This window comes from Pseudomonas sp. NCIMB 10586 (assembly GCF_023127895.1).
GTDB classification, from domain to species: Bacteria; Pseudomonadota; Gammaproteobacteria; order Pseudomonadales; family Pseudomonadaceae; genus Aquipseudomonas; species Aquipseudomonas synxantha_A.
Map to the genome: position 1 here is coordinate 500,401 of NZ_SPKQ01000042.1, position 15,635 is coordinate 516,035.

At 60.4% G+C, this 15,635-nt stretch carries 13 protein-coding genes; 7 read left to right on the forward strand and 6 right to left on the reverse strand.

Annotated features, from left to right (window positions below):
- Positions 1-70 precede the first annotated feature (70 nt).
- From E4P01_RS17615 to E4P01_RS17635, 5 genes are all read left to right on the forward strand, one after another.
- The gene (locus E4P01_RS17615; protein ID WP_216091732.1) at positions 71-1,678 is read left to right on the forward strand and encodes an amino acid adenylation domain-containing protein; all 1,608 of its coding nucleotides are present in this window, start codon (positions 71-73) and stop codon (positions 1,676-1,678) included.
- A complete protein-coding gene (locus tag E4P01_RS17620; protein ID WP_032880558.1) occupies positions 1,671-2,957 on the forward strand; it encodes a membrane protein in 1,287 nt (428 codons plus the stop codon). The genes E4P01_RS17615 and E4P01_RS17620 overlap by 8 nt, the downstream gene beginning before the upstream one ends.
- A 42-nt stretch (positions 2,958-2,999) precedes the next feature.
- Positions 3,000-3,764, forward strand: a complete 765-nt coding sequence (locus E4P01_RS17625; protein WP_032880559.1) for an enoyl-CoA hydratase-related protein — start codon at positions 3,000-3,002, stop codon at positions 3,762-3,764.
- Positions 3,765-3,882: 118 nt separating this feature from the next.
- Positions 3,883-4,965 (forward strand): catalase family peroxidase, encoded by a 1,083-nt coding sequence (locus E4P01_RS17630; protein ID WP_216091731.1) that lies wholly within the window; start codon positions 3,883-3,885, stop codon positions 4,963-4,965.
- The gene (locus E4P01_RS17635) at positions 4,962-5,501 is read left to right on the forward strand and encodes a cytochrome b (RefSeq protein ID WP_078821698.1); all 540 of its coding nucleotides are present in this window, start codon (positions 4,962-4,964) and stop codon (positions 5,499-5,501) included. Before E4P01_RS17630 ends, E4P01_RS17635 begins: the two co-directional genes overlap by 4 nt.
- Before the next feature lie 51 nt (positions 5,502-5,552).
- On the opposite strand, the gene E4P01_RS17640 is transcribed toward E4P01_RS17635, so the two are convergent.
- Positions 5,553-6,704 (reverse strand): M14-type cytosolic carboxypeptidase, encoded by a 1,152-nt coding sequence (locus E4P01_RS17640; protein WP_005789223.1) that lies wholly within the window; start codon positions 6,702-6,704, stop codon positions 5,553-5,555.
- 464 nt (positions 6,705-7,168) lie between these two features.
- Positions 7,169-7,519: a DUF3077 domain-containing protein gene (locus tag E4P01_RS17645; RefSeq protein WP_177464476.1), complete on the reverse strand. Its 351-nt coding sequence runs from the start codon at positions 7,517-7,519 to the stop codon at positions 7,169-7,171.
- A 130-nt stretch (positions 7,520-7,649) separates the two neighbouring features.
- Here E4P01_RS17645 and E4P01_RS17650 point away from each other — a divergent pair, with 130 nt between their 5' ends.
- Positions 7,650-8,285: a S24 family peptidase gene (locus tag E4P01_RS17650; RefSeq protein WP_078821696.1), complete on the forward strand. Its 636-nt coding sequence runs from the start codon at positions 7,650-7,652 to the stop codon at positions 8,283-8,285.
- Here E4P01_RS17650 and E4P01_RS17655 read toward each other — a convergent pair.
- The 4 genes from E4P01_RS17655 to E4P01_RS17670 are packed head-to-tail and all read right to left on the reverse strand — an operon-like array spanning position 8,282 to position 13,808.
- Positions 8,282-10,207, reverse strand: coding sequence for an acetyl/propionyl/methylcrotonyl-CoA carboxylase subunit alpha (locus E4P01_RS17655; protein ID WP_216091730.1), 1,926 nt, complete (start codon positions 10,205-10,207; stop codon positions 8,282-8,284). The two genes, E4P01_RS17650 and E4P01_RS17655, sit on opposite strands and share 4 nt — an antisense overlap.
- Positions 10,204-11,010, reverse strand: coding sequence for a gamma-carboxygeranoyl-CoA hydratase (locus E4P01_RS17660; protein ID WP_216091729.1), 807 nt, complete (start codon positions 11,008-11,010; stop codon positions 10,204-10,206). Before E4P01_RS17660 ends, E4P01_RS17655 begins: the two co-directional genes overlap by 4 nt.
- Before the next feature lie 15 nt (positions 11,011-11,025).
- Positions 11,026-12,633: a carboxyl transferase domain-containing protein gene (locus E4P01_RS17665; protein WP_216091728.1), complete on the reverse strand. Its 1,608-nt coding sequence runs from the start codon at positions 12,631-12,633 to the stop codon at positions 11,026-11,028.
- Positions 12,634-12,644: 11 nt separating this feature from the next.
- The gene (locus tag E4P01_RS17670) at positions 12,645-13,808 is read right to left on the reverse strand and encodes an isovaleryl-CoA dehydrogenase (protein WP_005789212.1); all 1,164 of its coding nucleotides are present in this window, start codon (positions 13,806-13,808) and stop codon (positions 12,645-12,647) included.
- A gap of 151 nt (positions 13,809-13,959) precedes the next feature.
- On the opposite strand from E4P01_RS17670, the gene E4P01_RS17675 reads away from it, so the two are divergent.
- Positions 13,960-15,597 (forward strand): AMP-binding protein, encoded by a 1,638-nt coding sequence (locus E4P01_RS17675; RefSeq protein WP_216091727.1) that lies wholly within the window; start codon positions 13,960-13,962, stop codon positions 15,595-15,597.
- Positions 15,598-15,635 lie beyond the last annotated feature (38 nt).

Sequence of the window (15,635 nt, forward strand, 5' to 3'; positions counted from 1 at the left end):
GTGCGCAGCCCTCTATCCACCCTTGCATCTGTCGGCATTCAGCCGGCAGTTGAATAGTGAGAGGGTGCTTATGACGTGTTTGCCGAGTGATAAACAGTTTTTTTCCTGCATCTCGCTGGCTCATTTGCCTGCCGCGCAGCGGGTTTTATTTGAGCGATGGGGTTGTGGCCTTTCAACCCGAGCCACCTACGCCAACGTGCACCAAGCCTTCGAAGCGCAAGCGAGGCTGGCACCCCAGGCGACCGCTGCGGTATGCGCGGGCCAACGTATCAGCTATGAACAACTCAACCGACAAGCCAATCGATTGGCTGAGCATCTGCTTGGGCAGGGTGTTAAGCCTGGGGACACGGTGGGATTGTTCGTCGAGCGCTCGATTCCCATGCTGGTCGGGCTCCTGGCGGTGTTAAAGATTGGCGCCGCGTATGTCCCTCAGGACGCCAGAATCGTACCCACCCTGCAATTGGGCATGGTCCTCGAATCATTGACCAGCCCGGTGATTCTGACCTTATCGAGCCTGGTGGAGCGCATTCCGGCAGACGCGTCCCACCGCTGCCTCAATTTGGATACGTTCATTGCTCAAACGCCATGGCTGGCTGAAGACAATGATTGCGTGCGTGTCGGTGCTGGCCCGGATGATCTGTGCTTTGTACTGTTTACATCTGGAACCACAGGGCGCCCTAACGGCGTGTGTGTCAGCCACCGTAACGTATGCAATATTCTGCTCACTGAACCTGGGCGGATGGGTATGGCACCGGGTCGTACCGTAGGGCAGATTCTCAATATCGGCTTTGACATGGCGGCTTGGGAAATACTCGGTTGCCTGGCTCATGGTGCGACCTTGCTGATTCGCGGCAAAGACATCGCGCAGACGGCCGCACAGTGCAATGTGTTGATCGCAACGCCTTCGATACTGGCCACCCTTGAGCCTCGACAGTGTCCCCACCTCAACGTCGTTGCGGTGGCTGGAGAAGCCTGCTCCCAGGCTCTGGCGGATCGGTGGGCCGAGCACTGTACGTTCTACAACGGCTGCGGTCCTACCGAGACGACCATCGTCAACACGCTGCACCGGCATGTACCAGGCACGCCACTGACTATTGGCCGGCCAACCCCCAATAACACTGTCTATGTGCTCGATGAGCAGGGGCGTGCCTGTGCCTTGGGTGAAACGGGAGAGATGTGGGCCGGTGGTGCGGGTGTGACAGCAGGCTATCTGAACAATACGGCATTGACCCAGCAGCGATACCGTCCGGATCCCTTTCTCGGTGGCGACGCCATGATGTTCCGCACACGAGATTTGGGGCGCTGGGTGGGAGACGGCCAGCTCGAACACTTAGGGCGCGTGGATGACCAAGTGAAAGTCCGCGGCTTTCGCGTGGAACTGGATGCGGTGTCGGCGGCTCTGGAGGCCGGCGCTGGATGCATGCGCGCCGTCACTTTGAAGCTGGACAGCCGCACGTTGGTGGCCTTTGTTTCGCCTGCCAGCACTGACATCGAGGCTTGCCAAACCGCGTGCCAACAGCGCCTGGCCTATTACTGCGTGCCTCAGTCCATCTACGCAGTGGAGCATTTTCCACTGACCGCGAGGGGCAAGATCGATAAGGCATTGTTACTGCAAACGGCCCGGGAGAACCAGTTGGCGGTGCAGGCGCTCGCGACCGGGGAGCCCGGCCATGATTGATACGCTGATCCGTACCGTTGTACCGCCCAAGCCGGCGCTTTGGCGTCGCTGGACGTCACTGCCGATGTTTTCCTGTTACAACCGCCTGGCAGCCGCCGCGCTGATGGGCAACCTGGTGTTTTTGCTGTTGGCTGTGGACCTGCACGCCATCCCGGTTCAGACGCTGTCGGACATGGTGCTGATCAACCTGTCGGTTGCCATTCTCGTTCGCCAGCAATACGTGATCAATGGGCTGTTCTGGCTGGCAACGCGAATACCGCCTACATGGCCCTTACAGGTGCGGCGTAGCGCGGCCAAGGTGTACCACTTCGGTGGGCTGCACAGTGGCGCAGCCTTTGCGGCCACTGGGTGGTTTGCCGCCCTGGTTGGCGTGCAGGTTACGCGTTACCTGCAACAACCTGACAGTGTTTCGGTGGCCGGGTTATGGGTCAGCGTTATGCTGCTCGGCTTATTGCTGCTCATAGTGGTCATGGCTCAACCACGTATTCGAGGCCGGTTCCACAATGGGTTTGAACGCGTTCATCGGTTTGGCGGTTGGAGTGCGTTGCTGTTGTTCTGGTGGCAAACGTTACTGACCACGTCGAGCCTGCTGCACAGCGTTACGTTTTGGATGCTGGCAGTGCTGACCCTGAGCGTCCTGCTGCCCTGGCTGCGGCTGCGCAAGGTGGCTGTTGAACACGCACGGCCTTCCGGGCATGCGGTGATTACGCGTTTGAGCCACACCACACCGTTCGCCGGTTCATCCACCGCGATCAGCCGCAACCCACTGCTGGAGTGGCATTCCTTTGCCAATATTCCCACGCCACACGAGGCGGGTTTCCGCCTGATAATTTCCCGCGCAGGGGATTGGACCGGGCGATTTATCGAGGACTTGCCGCGACATGTGTGGGTTAAGGGCATCACCACAGCGGGTGTTGCCAATGTAGAAACCCTGTTCAAGTCGGTGGTGTACATCGCCACTGGCAGCGGCATCGGGCCTGTCATGCCGCATCTGCTGGCGGCTCAGGTACCGATTCAGTTGATCTGGTCTGCCCGTAGCCCGAGGACGACCTATGGCGATGAACTGGTGGAGGAAATTCTGCGCGCCCAGCCTTGCGCATTGATCTGGGACACCGATGAGCGCGGCAAGCCAGACCTGGTGAAGTTGGCTTACGGTGCAGTGCAAGCCTTTGGTGCAGAAGCCGTGATCTGTATTGCCAACCAAACGGTGACCCAGCGTCTGGTGCAAGAGTTGGAAGCTCGGGGAATACCCGCCCATGGCGCGATCTGGGATTCCTGAGACAGCCCCAAGTGTGAACAACATCAATCAGTGGAGATGCCTATGAACGTGTTTGTGGAACGTCATGATCGAGTGGTCCTGGTCAAGCTCAACCGTCCTGAAGTCAAGAATGCGCTGAGTTCGGCGCTGATGACTGAGTTGATCAGTCATCTGGAAGCAATGGATCGAGACCCTCGGATTGGGTGTTTTGTCATTACCGGCACCGCAGAGTTCTTCGCGGCAGGGGCCGATATCAAAGAGATGAGCGGCAAGTCCTATCTGGACGTGCTCAACGAAGACTACTTCGTCGGTTGGGAGGGCTTCACCCGTTTGCGCACCCCGACGATTGCCGCAGTGGCGGGCTATGCGTTTGGCGGAGGCTGTGAGCTGGCGATGATGTGCGACATGATTTTCGCTGCTGATACCGCCACCTTTGCACAGCCGGAAATTAAGCTAGGCGTCATCCCGGGCATGGGCGCGACCCAGCGGTTGACCGGGCTGATCGGCAAGGCCAAGACCATGGACCTGGTGTTGACTGGCCGGTCAATGACCGCCACGGAAGCAGAGCAGGCGGGGTTGGTGTCGCGGGTTTACCCGGCTGCGAACTTGCTGGACGAGGTGATGGCGGTGGCGGCACAAATTGCCTCCTTCTCGCGAACGGCCACCCGTGCAGCGCGGCAGGCGGTGGAGCATTCTCTGGAGGTCGGGTTGCACGAAGGTGTGCGTCAAGAGCGAAGGTTGTTTCATGGACTGTTTGCCACGCCTGATCAGCAAGAAGGAATGCAGGCATTTCTTCACAAGCGGCAGGCCTTGTTTAATCAGCCCTAGCCGGCACTCGATCTGGCCACGTGTTGACTACAAAGAAACTACAGTGAAGGGGGAATAAGCCTACGTGGGATTCGTCTCATAACACTTTCCCCCTGCGGCCTCGGGCCCTGGAGCTTCTATGGTTGATCACTCTTTACCGCCGCGTCCGCCTCTTGGTACTACAAGTCTGCTCGTCAGGCTGGCGTGTATAGGGGGCGTGGTGGCAGTGTTGGTGGTTGCATTTGCCTACGTCAACGGCACCCTCGACCCACAGCGTCTGCGGCCAAAGACCTTGGTCAATGCCCTGGAAACCAATAACGGCGTACACCCGGGCTTTCGCCGCAATCATGCCAAAGGTGTGTGTGTGGCGGGTTACTTCGAGGCGAGCACAGAGGCGCGTGCTTACTCCAGCGCCCAGGTGTTCAGCGAGGCCAAGACCCCGGTGATTGGCCGGTTTGCTTTGCCCAGCGGCAATCCCTATGCACCGGACAGCAGTGTGCCGATTCGCAGTTTTGCCGTGCAATTCAGCCAGGCAAACGGCCAGCAGTGGCGAACGGGAATGAACAGTATGCCGGTGTTTCCGGTGGGCACGCCCGAGGCGTTCTACCAACTGCTCAAGGCGGGTGCGCCAGACCCGGCCACCGGCAAGCCGAACCCTGCGAACATGCCGGCGTTTTTTGCCGCACACCCGGAGACGGCGCCGTTCCTGGCCTGGGTCAAGACTGCCAAGCCATCGGCCAGTTATGCGACGCAAACCTACAACGGCATCAATGCGTTTTACCTGGTGGGCGAAGGTGGCAAGCGTCAGGCCGTGCGGTGGAGCGTGGTGCCGCAAAGCCAGGACGCGGCGGGTGATGCTGCGCCGTCGGGCAGTGACTTCCTGGAACAGGATTTGGTGCAGCGCCTGGCCGCCGGGCCTTTGCGTTGGCAGTTGAACATGACCCTGGCCAACCCCGGCGACCCCTTGGATGACGCGAGCAAGACCTGGACCGGCCCGCATACGCAGCTCAACGCCGGCACTCTGGTACTGCAAAGCAGCCAGCCGCAGGCAGACGGTGATTGCCGTGATATCAACTTTGACCCGCTGATTTTGCCCAGCGGTATCGAGGCCTCCAACGACCCGTTGCTGGCCGCACGCTCCGCCGCGTATGCCAGTTCGTATCTGCGCCGTGCGGGTGAAGTCAGCCCGTTGCACAGCACCCCTCAGGAGTCGAAGCCATGAATGCTCAACCGCGTTTTTTTGCACCGCTGGCGCGTCTGTTGCACTGGCTGATGGCGCTGATGATCATTGCCATGCTGTTTATTGGTGCGGGATTGGCGGCGTCGGTGTCGGAACGCCATGAATGGCTGATCCACCTGCACAAACCGCTGGGTATTGCGATCCTGGCCCTGGTGCTCGTGCGTTTGGCCGTGCGCTTTACCACCCGGCAACCGCCGCTGCCAGCCGATTTGCCGATGTGGCAAGTGCTGGCGGCCAAGGCTTCCCATGTGCTGCTGTATGCGTTGATGCTGGTGTTGCCGCTGCTGGGCTGGGCGATGATTTCGGCCGCCGGTGACCCGGTGATGCTCAGCAGTTCTGTGCAACTGCCAGCGCTGGTAGGGGCGAATGCGCCGTTGTTTGCGCTGTTGCGTAAGGCTCACGGCTACCTTGCCTATCTGTTGTTCCTGACAGTGCTTGTGCACTTGGCGGCGGCGCTGTTCCACGGGTTGATCCGCCGCGATGGGGTATTGCAGAGCATGACCGGCACCCGGGATTGATCGCTTCTGTGGCGAGCAAGCTCGCTCGCCACAAAAAGCTTGCCACAAGGGTTAACGCAAAAGCCCGACGATATCGGCGACGCTGCTCAATACGTCCTTGCCCAGCTGTTTCGATCGATCGCCCGACCAGCCGGTACGCGGGTTGGGCGCATCGTCGTTGTCCTTGAAGGGCATCTCCAGGGTCAGGGACAGGCAGTCGTACTTCTCACCGACTGCGTTGCAGGCCAGGGTCATGTTGGCTTCGCCCGGCAGGTCGCGGGTGTAGCCGTAGGTGGTTTGGAAGTCCCGGGTCAGATGGCTCAGGTGGTTGCGAAAGTGTTTTTCCAGGGCTTCGATGCGTGGGGTGTAGCCTGGATTGCCTTCGCAGCCGGCGGTGAAGATGTAGGGGATTTCTTCGTCGCCATGGATATCGAGGAACAGGTCCACGCCGTACTTTTCCATTTGCTGCTGCACAAACAGTACTTCCGGGCTGGTTTCCTGATTGGCGCTCTGCCAGGCGCGGTTCAGATCCTGGCCCATGGCGTTGGTACGCAGGTGACCGTGAAAAGCGCCATCGGGGTTCATGTTGGGCACCAGGTACAGGTCGGCCACTTTCAAGAGTTTTTTCAACTCCGCGTCACCGTCCTTTTGCAGGCGTTCAATCACGCCCTCCATAAACCATTCGGCCATGTGTTCGCCGGGGTGCTGTTGGGCAATGATCCACACCTTACGGCGACCTTCAGCCCCTTTGCCACGGCGCAACAGTTGTATATCGCGGCCCTCGACACTCTTGCCGGTGGCCAGCAGCTTGACGCCGGCGTACTTCAGGGCTTGTTCGATCAGCCAGTCGTGACGTTCACGGCTGTAGGGTTCGAAGTAGGCGAACCATACGTGCTTTTCGCGGGTCTGGAGCGTGATATGCAGGATCTCGCCATCAAAGCGCGTTGGCACCCGGAACCAGTTGATATGGTCATAGGATGCCACGGCATTGTAGCCGCTCCAGGCGTGTTTATAGGATGAGCCACCGGCGTTGCTCAATCGAAAAGTGTGGGTGTGCCCCACATGCATGCCTTCGGCCTTGAAGTGGAACCATTGAAAATGTTTGCTGCGGGTGTCGGGTTTGATTGCCAGTAACAACTGATAGGCATCGCTGGCATCCAGGACCTGGATATTGCCGCTGTCGAAGTCGGTGCTGATCTTGATGGAGGTCAAGGCCACGGTCATAGTCTGGTTGCCTGAATATGAGTGATGTGGCGGCTATATTACACAGAGGTCAGGTAAAACCTGGATGCAAAATTGTTGCACGGGGAGGGGGCGTCATCCCTGACGCCGCGGCAGCTTAGGGGCTATGAGATTGATTCTCAAGCGCTATTTCGCAAAGATCCGGGCTAGAGCTGTCGTGTGGCTTTCTTTCGACGATGGTCTTTTGCTACCATGCGCGCCATCGAGCAACACACAGTCTTCATTAGCCTGAAGCCATGCCAGGGAAACTGGCAAAAAAAAGACCCGGCCAAAGAGCCGGGTCAAAAACCGTGATTAGCCTGATGAGGAGATATTCCAAGAGTCCGACCTAAGGTCCCTTGGTCTATCGACTGATCTCGCGATCAGCTTGGTCCAATAATAATCATTATCATTTGCAAGTCAAATGTTTTTATCCCTTGGATAGAAATATTTTTCTTTCGTGTCTGTTACGCGTTTGCCTGGGCCCCCGGCGCTTGCAACGAGCGCTCCACCATCGCCTTCGCCATATCGATCAAATACACCACGGAAAACGCCAGGTCGCGCTGATTGCCTTGATGGCTGCACGCTGATTCGTAGGCGGTTGCCGCAGCACTGCGCAGCAGGTCAGACGCGTGAACCAGGGCCTCCTCTTGGCTGACGCCCGGCTTGATCGCGAACAGGGCACCCTCCACGGCTGGTGCCGACATATCTTCTTTCAAGTAATAGTCCAGCGCGCGCTGGGCCGCGCCGCTGTGGCACATGTTCTGTAATTCAACCTGTTCGGGTATTTCAGGCAATGAAAGCGGGCTATTCGTCATAAGCGGCAGTACTCCGGTGGGTGTCGAAATCCTTAGGCTTGATGATAGTACGTATCGTATTTATGTCGTTTTATGGATTACTACAAACTGTTTATTGCCCCGAAAAATACGCACCGTATTGTCAGGCGCCATGGATAACTGGATAGCGTTGGTCAAAGCCAACATGAAAGACCGCAAGGTCACGCAGGAGCAACTGGCAGAGCGCCTGGGTATGTCCCAGGGCGGCGTCGGCCATTGGCTCAACAAGCGCCGAGTGCCGAGCCTTGCGGACATGAACCGGGTGCTGGCCGAGCTCGGGCTGGGCTACCTGGAGGTGGCGCTGGAGATTCGCGAACGGGCCGCGCAAGAGCCTGCGTTGCAACAGCACTACAACCCGTATTTTCGCTATCCGGTCAGCGACTGGCAGCAGGCGTGCGAGCTGCGCGAAGAGCGTGCACTCTATGGGCCTGGCCGCTACGAATTGACCGATTACCACGCGCGTGGCGAGGCGTTCTGGCTGCCTGTAATGGGCGACGCCATGACCGCGCCCACGGGCATGAGCATCGGTGCCGGGACGATGATCCTGGTGGACCCGGCCATCGATCCTGTACCCGGCAAACTGGTTGTCGCCCAATGGTCTGGCAGTTCCCAGGCCACTTTTCGCCAATTGCAGGAAGAGAGCGGCCAGCGCTATCTGGTGCCGCTCAATCCGACGTACCCCAAGGCGCTGCTCACCGAGGACTGCCACATCCTTGGCGTCGTGGTGCAAGCCACCGCGAAGTTCTAGGCGGCGGTTTCAAGCTCCACCAGCGCGCTGCCTTCGGCAACCATTTCACCTTCCTGGCAGAACAGCGCCTTGACCACCCCGGCATGGGGCGCACGGATGCTGTGTTCCATCTTCATGGCTTCGAGTACCACCAGCTGTGTGCCAGCCTCAACGGTTTGGCCTACCTCTACCAGCACGCGAACGATGCTGCCGTTCATCGGTGCGCTGAGACCGCCCTGATGAGATTGGCCGGCCTCGACCGCCGCAATCGGGTCGAACAGCCTGACGGCATGCATCTCGCCATTCCAGCGCAGGTACAGGCTGCCTTCGTTGCGGACCGCCAGATGGGCACGGCGTACACCCTGGTGTTCGATCAGCAGCTGCTCGCCGCACAACTGCGACGTGTGCCCGGCCAATGTCACCAGCCGATCCTGCCCGTTGCAGCTCAGATGCAGCGACACTTCGGCGGGCAGGCCCGCACGAAAGCCCTGGTTATTGGCCCAAGGCCCATCACCTACCGGCAGGCTCTGCATAAACGCCGAACCTGCTGCCTGCCAGAATGCATCGCTCAACTCACCGGGCGCCGGTAACAGTTCATCCTGATAACGCGGGATAAATCCGGTGTCCAATTCGGCCGCCGCGAACGCGGGATGGCCGATGATGCGCCGCAGAAAACCCAGGTTGGTCTTGAGCCCACCCACCGCGAACTCATCGAGCATACTTAAAAGTCGCAGGCGTGCCTGTTCGCGGTCTTCACCCCAGGCAATCAGTTTGCCGAGCATCGGGTCGTAGAAGGGCGACACGCTGTCCCCTTGCTCGACACCGCTGTCTACCCGACGGCCCGGGCCTGGGCTGGATTCGCGGTACAGCGCCAGGTGACCGGTGGCCGGCAGGAACTCGTTGGCCGGATCTTCGGCATACAGCCGCACTTCAATCGCATGACCGATCAAGGGTACCTGCTCCTGTGTGATCGGCAGCGCCTCGCCCTGGGCGACCCGGATCTGCCACGCCACCAGGTCCAGACCGGTAATCGCTTCGGTGACCGGATGCTCCACCTGCAGTCGCGTGTTCATCTCCATAAAGAAAAACTCGCCACGGGCATCCAGCAGAAACTCCACCGTACCGGCACCGACATAGCTGATGGCTTGGGCCGCACGCACGGCCGCTTCGCCCATGGCCTTGCGTTGCTCAACGCTGAGCCCTGGCGCCGGCGCTTCTTCGACAACCTTTTGATGGCGCCGCTGGATCGAGCAGTCGCGCTCATTGAGGTACAGGCAATGGCCATGCTGGTCGGCAAACACTTGAATCTCGACATGGCGCGGCTTGAGCAGGTACTTCTCCACCAGCATCTGCCCATTGCCGAAGGACGACAGCGCCTCGCGCTGGGCGGAGGCCAGGGCATCGGCCAATTGGCTGACATCCTCGACCACCTTCATGCCCTTGCCGCCGCCACCGGCCGTAGCCTTAAGCAATACCGGGTAGCCAATACGCTCACAGGCGGCGCGGAAGGTCTCCAGGTCCTGGGCCTCGCCGTGATAGCCCGGCACGAGGGGCACACCGGCGGTTTCCATCAATGCCTTGGCCGCCGATTTGCTGCCCATGGCGTCAATGGCGGCAGCGGGCGGGCCGAGGAAAATCAAGCCTGCCGCCTCGATGGCCCGGGCAAAGCCAGCGTTTTCCGAGAGGAAGCCGTAGCCGGGGTGAATCGCCTGGGCGCCACTGGCGTGGGCGGCGGCAATCAGTTTGTCGATTTGCAAGTAACTGTCGGTGGCTTTGCTGCCTCCCAGATCGACACGAATATCCGCCTCGCGGCTATGGCGCGCATCACGGTCGATGGCGCTGTGCACGGCCACGGTCGTCAGCCCCATGGCCTTGGCGGTGCGCATGACCCGGCAGGCAATCTCGCCACGGTTGGCTACCAGTACGGTGGTCAGTGTGCTCATGAGCGCGGCTCCTGGGCTTGCCAGTTCGGCGCACGTTTTTGCAGGAAGGCCCGCAACCCTTCCTGGCCCTCGGCGCTTACGCGAATGCGCGCAATGGCGTTTTCGCAATAACGTCGCAGCGCCGGGGTGAGGGCACCGTTGCCCACTTCACGCAGTAAATCCTTACTGGCGCGCATCGCCGCCGGACTGTTTTGCAGCAGGTTGGCCACCCACTGGTCCACCTGGTGATCCAGGCTCTCGGCCGGATAACTCTCTGCCAGCAAGCCGATCTCCTGCGCCCGCTGGCCGCCAAATCGCTCGGCCGTCAGAGCATAGCGGCGGGCCGCGCGTTGGCCGATGGCCTGCACCACGAATGGGCTGATCACTGCGGGCGCCAGGCCGATGCGCACTTCCGACAGGCAGAATTGCGCGTCATCGGCGCCGATGGCCATGTCGCAGCAACTGATCAACCCCAGCGCGCCACCATAGGCCGCACCTTGCACCACGGCCAGCGTGGGGATTTTCAGCTTGGACAGGTTGTACATCAGCTCCGCCAGTTCGCGAGCGTCGTCCAGGTTGGTGTGGTAGTCCAGCTCGGCCGACTGCTGCATCCAGGCCAGGTCGGCGCCGGCACTGAAATGCTTGCCGCGCCCGCGCAGTATCAGAAATCGCAGGGACGGGTCGGCTTGCACCCGGTCCAGGGCGATGATCAGTTCGCGGATCATTTCGGCATTGAACGCGTTGTTCTTGGCTTCACGACTGAGCCACAGCGTGGCAAAGCCACGGCTGTCGGTGATCAGTTCGAGGGTGTTGAAATCGTTCATGGGGTGCAGCTCCATTTACATGCGGAACACGCCGAAGCGGCTCGGCTCGATGCGGGCGTTCAGTGCGGCGGACAAGGCCAGGGCCAGCACGTCGCGGGTCTGCAACGGGTCGATGACACCGTCATCCCACAAGCGCGCGCTGGAGTAGTAGGGATGGCCCTGGGTTTCATACTGGTCGAGGATCGGCTGCTTGATGGCGGCTTCCTCCTGCGCACTGAAACCGCTGCCTGCGCGCTCAGCCTGCTCGCGCTTGACTTGTACCAGCACCCCGGCGGCCTGTTCGGCGCCCATCACGCCAATGCGTGCGTTGGGCCACATCCACAAGAAGCGCGGGTCATAGGCGCGGCCGCACATCCCATAGTTACCGGCGCCAAAACTGCCACCGATGATCACGGTGAACTTCGGCACCCTGGCGCACGCGACCGCCGTAACCAGCTTGGCACCATGCTTGGCGATGCCGCCGGCTTCGTATTTCTGGCCGACCATAAAGCCGGTGATGTTTTGCAGGAACAGCAGGGGAATCCCACGCTGGCAAGCCAGTTCGATAAAGTGCGCGCCTTTCTGCGCGGCCTCGGCGAACAGGATGCCGTTGTTGGCCAGGATCGCAATCGGGTAGCCATGCAAGTGCGCAAAGCCGCAGACCAACGTTGTCCCGAACAACGCCTTGAACTCGTCGAACACCGAAGCGTCCACCAACCGCGCGATGACTTCGCGCACATCGAACGGCTGCTTGGCATCCGCCGGAATCACGCCGTACAGCTCTTCGCTGCTGTACAGCGGTGCCACAGGCGTGCGCTGCAGCAACTCACCTTGTTTGCGCCAATTAAGGTTGGCCACGCTGCGCCGGGCCAGCGCCAGGGCGTGTTCATCGCTGTCGGCGTAGTGGTCGGCCACGCCGGAGATCTTGCAGTGCACATCGGCGCCGCCGAGGTCTTCGGCGCTGACCACCTCACCGGTGGCCGCCTTCACCAGCGGCGGGCCCGCAAGGAAAATGGTGGCTTGCTGGCGCACCATGATTGCTTCATCGGCCATCGCCGGCACATAGGCGCCGCCGGCGGTACATGAGCCCATCACCACGGCGATCTGCGGGATGCCCTGGGCGCTCATGTTGGCCTGGTTGAAGAAAATTCGCCCGAAGTGTTCGCGGTCGGGGAATACTTCGTCCTGGCGCGGCAGGTTGGCGCCGCCGGAATCCACCAGGTAGATGCACGGCAGACGATTCTGCTCGGCGATGGTTTGGGCGCGCAGGTGCTTTTTCACTGTCAGTGGGTAGTAGGAACCGCCTTTGACCGTGGCATCGTTGGCGACGATCATGCACTCCACGCCTTCCACACGGCCGATTCCGGCAATCACGCCAGCCGCCGGTACGTCTTCGCCATACACCTGATGAGCCGCCAGTTGGCTGAGTTCAAGAAACGGCGAACCCGGGTCGAGCAAGCGATTGATGCGCTCCCGGGGCAGCAGCTTGCCGCGCGAGGTGTGGCGTTCCTGGGCCTTGGCACCGCCACCCTGTTGCACGTGGGCGAGCAGGGTATGCAGGGCGTCGACCTGTGCAAGCATCGCCGCGCTATTGGCGGCAAATTCCGCCGAGCGCGGGTTGAGTTGGGTATGCAGGGTGGCCATGACGCGCTCCTTCAGCGGGTTTCGTTGAACAGTTCGCGACCGATCAACATCCGCCGAATCTCACTGGTGCCGGCGCCGATTTCATACAGCTTGGCGTCACGCAACAGGCGCCCGGCGGGGAATTCGTTGATATAGCCGTTGCCGCCCAGGATCTGGATCGCATCCAGGGCCATCTGCGTGGCGCGCTCGGCGCTGTACAGGATCACACCGGCGGCGTCCTTGCGCGTAGTCTCGCCCCGCTCGCAGGCTTGGGCCACGGCGTAGAGGTAGGCGCGGCTGGCGTTGAGCTGGGTGTACATGTCGGCAACCTTGCCCTGGATCAGCTGGAATTCGCCAATGCTCTGGCCGAACTGCTTGCGGTCGTGGATGTAGGGCACGATCAAATCCATGCACGCCTGCATGATCCCGGTAGGGCCGCCGGAGAGCACCACGCGCTCGTAATCCAGGCCGCTCATCAGTACTTTCACGCCGCCATTGAGCACGCCGAGGATGTTTTCTTCCGGTACTTGCACGTCATCAAAAAACAGCTCGCAGGTATTGGAGCCGCGCATGCCCAGCTTGTCGAACTTGTTGCTGCGACTGAAGCCTTTCCAGTCGCGCTCGACGATGAAGGCTGTGATGCCGTGGGGGCCTTTTTCCAGGTCGGTCTTGGCGTAGATCACATAGGTATTGGCGTCGGGGCCGTTGGTGATCCAGGTCTTGCTGCCGTTGAGTACGTAGTGGTCGCCGCGTTTGTCGGCGCGCAGTTTCATCGAGACCACATCGGAGCCGGCATTCGGCTCGCTCATGGCCAGGGCGCCGATGTGCTCGCCGCTGATCAGCTTGGGCAGGTACTTGAGTTTCTGTTCGTGGTTGCCGTTGCGATTGATCTGGTTGACGCACAGGTTGGAGTGCGCACCGTATGACAGCGCCACCGAGGCCGAGCCGCGGCTGATTTCTTCCATGCTCACTACATGGGCCAGGTAACCCAGGCCGGCGCCGCCGTATTCTTCCGGCACGGTGATGCCCAGCAGGCCCATGTCCCCGAACTTGCGCCACAGGTCGGCGGGGAACAGGTTATCGATGTCGATCTGCGCCGCACGCGGTGCGACTTCCTTGGCCACAAAGGACTGCACCTGGTCGCGCAGCATGTCGATGGTTTCGCCGAGGGCGAAGTTCAGGGACGGGTAACTCATGGGCAGGCACCTTAATGTCAGCTTTGTTGTTGTGTGGGTTGGGCGCAGGAGGAGGGCGCTCACCTTTACGTTAACGTAAGCTTGCGTTGCGGTGCTGTCAATCGTAGTTTACGTTTACGTCAACCTACAAAAAAGACAACAAGGGGTCGTTATGGATCAACCGAATCAGAGCTACAGCCGTGGCTCTCAGGACAAGCGCTTGCTGGCCATGACCATAGGCCAGGCATTCGATCAAACCGTCGCGCAGTATCCCGATGGCGAAGCCTTGGTGGTTCGCCATCAGCAGCGGCGCTACACCTGGCGGCAACTGGCCGAGACGGTTGATCTGCATGCACGGGCGTTCCTCGCCTTGGGTATGCAGATCGGTGACCGCCTGGGTATCTGGGCGCCCAATTGCGCCGAATGGCTGATCTGCCAAGTGGCAAGCGCTAAGCTCGGTGTGATCCTCGTCAATATCAACCCGGCCTATCGCAGCAGTGAGCTGGATTACGTGCTCAAGCAATCCGGCTGCCAATGGCTGGTGTGCGCCGGTTCGTTCAAGAGCTCCGATTACCACGCCATGCTCCAGGCATTGAAGCCTGAGCTGAGCGGCCTCATCAGTCTCGATCCCAGCCCGCCGCCGACATTCATGCCCTGGTCGCAATTATCGGCCCTGGGCGCAGGCGTGCCGCCCGAGCAACTGCAAAGCCGGCAGACCAGCCTGCACTTCGACCAACCCGTGAATATCCAATACACCTCCGGCACCACCGGTTTCCCCAAGGGTGCCACCCTCAGTCACCACAATATCCTCAATAACGGTTACATGGTCGGCGAAAGCCTGGGCTTGACCGCGCAGGACCGCCTGGTCATCCCGGTGCCGCTGTATCACTGCTTCGGCATGGTGATGGGTAACCTCGGTTGCATCACCCACGGCACCACCATGATCTATCCCAATGACGGTTTCGACCCGCTGCTGACATTGACTGCCGTCGCCGAAGAACGAGCCACCGGCCTGTATGGCGTGCCGACCATGTTTATCGCCATGCTTGATCACCCAGGCCGGGCCGGGTTCGACTTGGCCAGCCTGCGCACCGGTATCATGGCCGGGGCGACATGCCCGATCGAAGTCATGCGTCGGGTCATCAACGAACTGCACATGCGCGAAGTGCAAATTGCCTACGGCATGACCGAAACCAGCCCCGTGTCGCTGCAAACCGGGGCGGATGACGATATAGAACGGCGCGTCACCACGGTGGGCCGCACCCAACCGCAACTGGAGACCAAGATTGTCGATGATGCCGGCAACACCGTGGTGCGCGGCGTGATCGGTGAACTATGTACGCGCGGCTACAGCGTGATGCTCGGTTACTGGAACAACCCCGACGGCACCCGCGAGGCAATCGATGAGGCCGGCTGGATGCACACCGGCGACCTGGCAACCATGGACGAGCACGGCTACGTCTGCATTGCCGGGCGTAACAAGGACATGATTATTCGCGGGGGCGAGAACGTGTACCCGCGTGAGGTGGAAGAGTTTTTCTTCACCCACCCGGCAGTGGCCGATGTGCAGATCATCGGTATTCCGGATGAGCGTTACGGTGAAGAAATCGTCGCCTGGATCAAGTTTCATCCCGGCCATGTGGCCAACGAGCTGGAACTGTCGAGCTGGTGCAAGGACCGCATCGCCCACTTCAAGACGCCCAGGTACTTCAAGTTTGTGGACGAGTTTCCGATGACGGTGACGGGCAAGATCCAGAAATTTCGCATGCGCGAGATCAGCATTGAGGAGTTGGCGTCTGCCCGAGAATGAGCCGTGGGGCGCTTTGTAGCGCGGGCTAGCTGAATACC